Raw genomic sequence first — 6,340 nt, forward strand, 5'->3', positions numbered from 1 at the left:
CTTTACTCATCTCTCACTCCTTATCGAGCAGTCATCACTTCTGACTGCTTGCGATGACCTGCGTTGTAGATGGCGACCTGTGACAGGCAAATGTTATCCGCGCTTGCCTCTGTCTTGATTCTTGCTGCTGCTGAATTAACAGCCTTGTAAACTCGGCTAGAACATCCAGCCAGCGCCGCGCCGACATTACGTTCAAGGCTTGCCTCTGCTGCGCATTTGGCTCGATAACGAGCTGTGCGTCGTTCTCTTGAGTTCATAATCAATTCTCCATTGATGAGTTTTGGTGATGGCATGCCGAGGTGCTGATCTCCTTGGTTGCGCTTTTTCACGCTGCAATTCATGCCATCCCAAAACTCACGTTTTGGTGCGCTTGTATCAGCGCATACCTAATTGTTAAAGAGCATATCGACTCGGGTCATTTCGTTTCGATGTGCTTATTTAAAACTATGGTTGTTTTAATGTCAACAACAATGGTTGTTTTTATTTTAAGTTTTTTGGTTGTTTGTTTTTATGTGGTTGTTTTTGAGGTTTTTAAAGACGAAAAAAATCCTGACATGAGCCAGGATTAATTGTTTCCAGGTGTTTTATCGGCGGGTTCTTATAACTGAGTACCAGAAAACAAATCCAATAATATCTATTTCTGATTCATCTTCTACCTCGTCGTCGTTCTCGTCCCTGTTAAAGCTGCGGATTAATACTTTGCCTCCGGGCTTTCTGTATAGCTGCTTAACTCTTCTCAACCCACCTTGGTCAATGGCGTAAATCTCCCCGTCAATGATCTTCTTATTGTGAGTATCAACAGCAACCGTTGCGCCATCAGGAATGACAGGCTCCATGCTATTTCCCTTTGCTGGGAAGCAGATCACGCCTTTACCATCCGTGGAAGCGCCAACCCTTCTTAGGGTAGCTCTGGAAAATCTCAATTTAAACCCGTTATAGTCATCGTCACTCAGGCCTCCATCTCCCGCAGCTAACTCTATATCCCTCAAAAATGGAACTTCAACCTCATCACTTGGAACAGGCGAAGAGCTACTCCATGCATCCACCGTAGACCATTCAGATTCATCAGGTATCGACGATTCCCTTGTGCCATCTTGCATATCGTTGCCGTTAATAAGCCACAAGGCAGGAACGCCAAGTTCCTCAGCAATCTGAGCTGTGTATGTTGATGACGCAGCCAATCCCCTTTCCAATTTCTGAATTGCGGCTTGGCTAATCCCCACCCTCTCACCTAACTCCTTTTGGGATAAACCCTTGCTTTTGCGGGAGTCACGCAATCTTTCGGCAAATGTATTTTTCATAATCAAAATCTACAACAACGGTTGTTTTCATACAAACGAATATAGTTGTTGCAATAAAAACAACTATGGTTTTATAATAACAACCACGAATCATATGGAGGTTGTCATGAACGAAGTAATTAAAACCGCCATTGAGATTGTCGGTTCGCAAAAAAAACTTGGTAGTGCCTGCGGCGTATCTCAGCAGGCCGTTGGTAAGTGGCTGAGCAACAAAGCAAAGGTTTCCCCTGAAAAGGTGCCTTTAGTTGTTAAAGCAACGAAGGGATTAATCAAAGGTTACGAACTTCGCCCAGACATGCCACACCTGTTTAAGCGACCACGCTCAGCGGCATAAGTAACAAGCAGTACAGCACCACCGCTCTTTAACATCATTAGCCGCCCTGATTCGAGGGCACCAATACAACAGTGGCACTCCACGGAATTGCCACGTTTAAACACCAACACTTAACAACACAGGAATATTAACAAATGGAAACTGCAAGTTATCGCAAGAAAGCAACGAAAATCGAGTCTCAACTGCTGGGGAAACTAGCGATGTTCGGACAGGGTAAGTTCGCATCCTTTCTCGGCATGAATGAAGCGCAGGTAAGCAGAATGAAAGTGGCCCATGGAAACCAGAAGTACAGTTTCTTTGGCCTGATGGGAATGGCTCTGGCGATGCTTGAAGTTGAAGCGCCTGAATCTGATATCGCTAAAACGCTATTGCGAATTGAGCAGATGCTTACAAAGAAAAAATCCCCTGCGCTAACAGAGGATTCAAAGCAAATAACTATCGAGTTCTGAGGTAATTATATATGCAAAACACTGGATCAACAAACAGTAAAAAACGACATCGAGTTGCGCGGCATCATCAACGGGCATCAACTCCAGACGCTTTAGTTTTGACATGCACTGATAACCCAGAGTTCGGGAAAAAGTTCATTGAGATATTCAGATCGCTAAAGCCAAAGGGGAAGCCTGATGAGTAATGTCGTAGCGCTTCGTAAACCAGTCACAGAGAAGCCGGAGGCGACCGGTAAGGGGTTTGCCTTGCTGCACAGAAAAATAACGGAGCTGCCATTCTACGGAAAGGATTCTGAAGCTGTTCACTTGTGGGTTCACTTCATACTAACCGCCAATCACGCGCCGGCTGTTATTAATACTGAATTCGGTGAGGTTCTGGTTCGGCGTGGCGAGTTTCTGACAGGCCGCAACAAGCTGGAGTTAGCTACTGGCATTGATAGTAATCGCATCAAATACCTGATCGGGAAGTTTGAAAAACTTGGCATGGTAAGCAAGAAAACCACAAAGAAATTCTCTCTGATTTGCGTCACAAAATACGACGAATATCAGCCGAATTTTGTGCCAACAGATTACCAACAAAGTGCCAACACAAACCCAGACATATCAACGCTTACAGCGGAGGTTGTGCCAACAGATTGCCAACAAAGTGCCACAAACAATGAATTAAATAATAACTCTATTACTAAAGTAATAGAGAGTGTCTCATCAGCGGAAAAGGCTGAGAAGAAAAAACCTACCCACTCATGCGAAGACGTAATTGCCGCTTACCATCGAATACTGCCTGAATGCCCTAGTGTTAGAGCACTGAGCGACAAGCGCAGGAATCAGATAAGAACCTTCTGGGCGAAAGCAGGGAAGATAACTCGTCAGCTTGATGGTGCGCCATTCAGCATGGCGGCATGGGAGGCGTACTTAGAATACATAGCGCTTAACTGCCGCTGGATGCTGGGTGCCAGACCGGACGGCAAGACTGGCAAGACATGGCGTTGCAAGAATATCGATTACCTTCTTAGCGACGAGGTTTATTTGAAGGTTCGTGAGGGAAATAGCGATGACAATTGATTTTAAGATAGCCCCGCACAGCATTGAAGCTGAGCAAAGCGTCATCGGCGGACTGATGCTTGATGATGGTAGTGATCGTTGCCAGAAAGTATTTTCAACGCTTAAGCCTGAGGCGTTCTACAGCCGCCCGCACAGAATTATCTACGAAGAGTTACGCAGTCTAAGCCTTCAGCAAAAACCTATCGACTTGCTAACCGTCAATGACAGCCTCGAAGGGAGAGGGGTGCTTGAATCCATCGGCGGATTTGCTTACCTGGCTGAATTATCAAAGAACACGCCTAGTGCGGCTAATATCGTGAACTATGCAGAAATCGTTCGTGACCGGGCAATGAAGCGATACGGGATCGAGAAGGCGAACAAAATAACTGAGCTGTTTTACGCCAATGACGGTATGACAGCAGAGGAAAAGTTCGAGGCGGCACAGTCACTGATAACTCAAATCACCGACCACGCGAAAACCGGCAGCCGCCGAGGGTTACGAACCTTTGAAGATGTTTTCACTGATTGGGTTGGAGTGGTTGAGAAGCGATTTGAAGGCGACCAAAGCGCGATAGGCTTAACAAGCGGAATACCCTCGCTTGATGCAATGCTTGAGCCAAAACGAATCGTTAAGGGATCGCTATTCGTCGTCGGCGCTCGTCCGAAAATGGGTAAAACCACTCTGTATCTCAACATGGCCATCAACTGCGCGATGAATGAGAACCTACCGGCTTTAGCGTTCAGTCTCGAGATGCCAGACCTTCAGTTAGCGGAACGAATGATCACCCAAGCATCCGGTGTATCTAGTAAGAATTTCTACCTCGATGGTTACGATGATAACCGGTTCGCGCTGGCATCAGCGAAAGGACTAGAGCTGGCGACAAATGGAAACCTCTACATTGACGACACGCCGGGGCTGTCACTGTCCCACATCGTTTCTGAGTGCCGGCGCATTAAGCGTGAGCGTGGTGTCGTTGGGATGATTCTCGTTGACTACCTGACGCTGATGAAAGCCGAGAAAGCAGATCGTAACGATTTGGCTTACGGGATGATCACAAAGGGCCTGAAGAATCTAGCTAAAGAGCTTGATTGCGTTGTAGTCCTGCTGACGCAGCTAAACCGCGACTTAGAGAAGCGAACCAACAAGCGACCTTTGCCTAGCGACTCCCGCGACACGGGTCAAATTGAGCAAGACTGTGATTACTGGCTAGGTATTTATCGCGAAGGGGCATACGACGAGAGCGTCAATCAGCAGGACACAGAGTTGCTGTTAAGACTGAATCGACACGGTGAAAACGGTGTTGTATTCGTTGAACAACGTCACGGCGCAATCTACGACTGCGACCAGGAGCAGGCCCGCGCCAAAGCTGTGGAATCTGAGCGCCGGTCATCGAAACAGAAGGGGGGATTCTAATGCTCGGTGAATGGATTAAACAGCAAGAGGTGAAGCTATGACAGCTTACATCATCGAACTAACCTCGGGGCTGTTGACTATCGTTGCAGCCCTTTTTTATGTCCAAATTTTGAGGTTTAAGTCCAATGAAATTATCGAAAGCTCAAATTGATTTTATTAGCAAGTTGCGGAATGGGAAATTGGTGACACGGAGTGCTTCAAACGTGACTGCAACATCGCTGCACCGACTTGGCCTTGTGAAATATCAACCCATGTTTGGTTGGTCACTTACCGCTTTGGGCGCTAGCTGTGAATTGGAGATTGAAAAGTGAAGATTTATATCGCAGGGCCAATGAGTGGCTTACCTGATTTTAATCGTCCCGAATTCAATGTGGCGCGTACATTATTAAAGCTAGATGGTCACTCAGTTCTAAGCCCAGCAATTCTGCCAGACGGATTTGAGCAGCGTGAATACATGGATATCTGCATAGCAATGGTTCGCTGCGTAGATTGCGTTTACATGCTTAAGGGCTGGGAAAAATCTGCAGGTGCAAGAGCGGAACACGCACTGGCTGAAAAGCTAAATCTCAAAATTATTTACCAGGAGAGATCAGATGGACACAACTAAACAGCGTGAAGAGTTTGATCCGGTATTTGAAAAGCATATCGCTGATTATCTAGGACATACGCTTGAATATGTTATTGGCCAGCGAAACTCGGCAGGAGGTTACAGCTCGGAGTACGTCGAGAATCCGCGGAAGCATTGGCAGGCAGCTATAGCGAGCATCGAGATTGAGCTGCCAGAGCGTAAATGCGCAGATTATTTTGCTGATGAATCATTCAGTAGAAAAGACCTCGCAGCAATACACAACGTCACTGTAGAGCAATGCAAGGTTAGAGTCACAGCAGCAGGACTGAGGGTGAAATCATGATTCATACACAAAAAGCCAGACAGGCAATGATAGGAAAGAGCTACCAGTCAGATTTGAATAACGCATATGAAATGAGAGTCAACGTCAAATGTATCGTCCAAAACGGACGAGGACACACTGTGGTATTTACATCTGGCGACTCTCAGCAATCATCCTGCATAGCATTATCAGACTTTATTAAGCGCTACCCACATAAACTAAAGGCGAAATCATGATTAACGATTTAGAGCAGTTTAGTGTTGAGCGGCTGGAGAGTCTCGCAAAACTCAGTAGCGATAATACCGTTATTTTTGCTGTAAACGAAGTCACGGCACTAGCAAGAATCGCGCTGGCTGCTAAGTCGGCTGAGCCGGTAGCATGGGTTACATGGCATCAAGGCTTTAGGGCGCCCGATGATTGCGAGGAATATCTAAACGCATACACTCACGCAACTGAAGAAAAAAGTTGTGACGGTTCGTCAGCGTTTCCCGTCTACGACAAACCATATCTCAACACCCCGGAAATTCCCGAAGGCTACAAGCTGGTACCAGTTGAGCCATCACTCAAAATGATGGAAGCCGCAGTAACTTGTGAAGATGCATCATTCGATGACGATAGCGACATGATTTGCATTCATCACGAGGTCATTTACAAGGCCATGCTGGCCGCAGCCCCTGCGCCGGAGGATTCATAGTGGATAAACAGGTTTTCTATCTCAGAAACCCGCAAATACGCCAGAACCTGAAAAACTTCATCGACAACATCCCGCTCAGCACAGAAAAACCTCTTCTCGTAACCATCCAGCAGTCCACTCGAAGTCTTGATCAGAATGCCAAGCTCTGGGCAACCCTGCGCGATATCAGCGAGCAGGTAGTTTGGTATGAGCGAAAGATGGACTCGGAGAGCTGGAA

General features: G+C 46.6%; 10 protein-coding genes. 8 read left to right on the plus strand and 2 right to left on the minus strand.

All coding sequences use genetic code 11. The features are described 5' to 3' along the window. Positions 1 to 20 precede the first annotated feature (20 nt). Both ACL9RG_RS22510 and ACL9RG_RS22515 read right to left on the minus strand, forming a co-directional pair. The gene (locus ACL9RG_RS22510; protein ID WP_422794880.1) at positions 21 to 329 is read right to left on the minus strand and encodes a hypothetical protein; all 309 of its coding nucleotides are present in this window, start codon (positions 327 to 329) and stop codon (positions 21 to 23) included. A gap of 255 nt (positions 330 to 584) precedes the next feature. Then, a complete protein-coding gene (locus ACL9RG_RS22515; RefSeq protein ID WP_422794881.1) occupies positions 585 to 1,301 on the minus strand; it encodes an XRE family transcriptional regulator in 717 nt (238 codons plus the stop codon). 106 nt (positions 1,302 to 1,407) lie between these two features. On the opposite strand from ACL9RG_RS22515, the gene ACL9RG_RS22520 reads away from it, so the two are divergent. The 8 genes from ACL9RG_RS22520 to ACL9RG_RS22555 all read left to right on the plus strand — a co-directional run. Further along, complete coding sequence (locus ACL9RG_RS22520; protein WP_422794882.1) at positions 1,408 to 1,635, plus strand: transcriptional regulator; 228 nt, start codon at positions 1,408 to 1,410, stop codon at positions 1,633 to 1,635. Positions 1,636 to 1,769: 134 nt separating this feature from the next. After that, a complete protein-coding gene (locus ACL9RG_RS22525) occupies positions 1,770 to 2,084 on the plus strand; it encodes a CII family transcriptional regulator (RefSeq protein ID WP_422794883.1) in 315 nt (104 codons plus the stop codon). Between the two features lie 177 nt (positions 2,085 to 2,261). Next, positions 2,262 to 3,146: a DNA replication protein gene (locus ACL9RG_RS22530; protein WP_422794884.1), complete on the plus strand. Its 885-nt coding sequence runs from the start codon at positions 2,262 to 2,264 to the stop codon at positions 3,144 to 3,146. Beyond that, the gene (locus ACL9RG_RS22535; protein ID WP_422794885.1) at positions 3,136 to 4,539 is read left to right on the plus strand and encodes a DnaB-like helicase C-terminal domain-containing protein; all 1,404 of its coding nucleotides are present in this window, start codon (positions 3,136 to 3,138) and stop codon (positions 4,537 to 4,539) included. The genes ACL9RG_RS22530 and ACL9RG_RS22535 overlap by 11 nt, the downstream gene beginning before the upstream one ends. A gap of 307 nt (positions 4,540 to 4,846) precedes the next feature. Beyond that, positions 4,847 to 5,146, plus strand: a complete 300-nt coding sequence (locus ACL9RG_RS22540) for a DUF4406 domain-containing protein (RefSeq protein ID WP_422794886.1) — start codon at positions 4,847 to 4,849, stop codon at positions 5,144 to 5,146. Continuing rightward, complete coding sequence (locus ACL9RG_RS22545; protein ID WP_422794887.1) at positions 5,133 to 5,450, plus strand: hypothetical protein; 318 nt, start codon at positions 5,133 to 5,135, stop codon at positions 5,448 to 5,450. The genes ACL9RG_RS22540 and ACL9RG_RS22545 overlap by 14 nt, the downstream gene beginning before the upstream one ends. Positions 5,451 to 5,661: 211 nt before the next feature. Next, positions 5,662 to 6,123 (plus strand): hypothetical protein, encoded by a 462-nt coding sequence (locus ACL9RG_RS22550; protein WP_422794888.1) that lies wholly within the window; start codon positions 5,662 to 5,664, stop codon positions 6,121 to 6,123. Next, the coding region (locus ACL9RG_RS22555) for a recombination protein NinB (protein WP_422794889.1) at positions 6,123 to 6,340 on the plus strand (218 nt) is incomplete at its 3' end. The genes ACL9RG_RS22550 and ACL9RG_RS22555, both read left to right, overlap by 1 nt.

Origin of the sequence: Rouxiella sp. Mn2063, from assembly GCF_049319665.1 — a bacterium.
Taxonomy (GTDB): Bacteria; Pseudomonadota; Gammaproteobacteria; order Enterobacterales; family Enterobacteriaceae; genus JBMOUD01.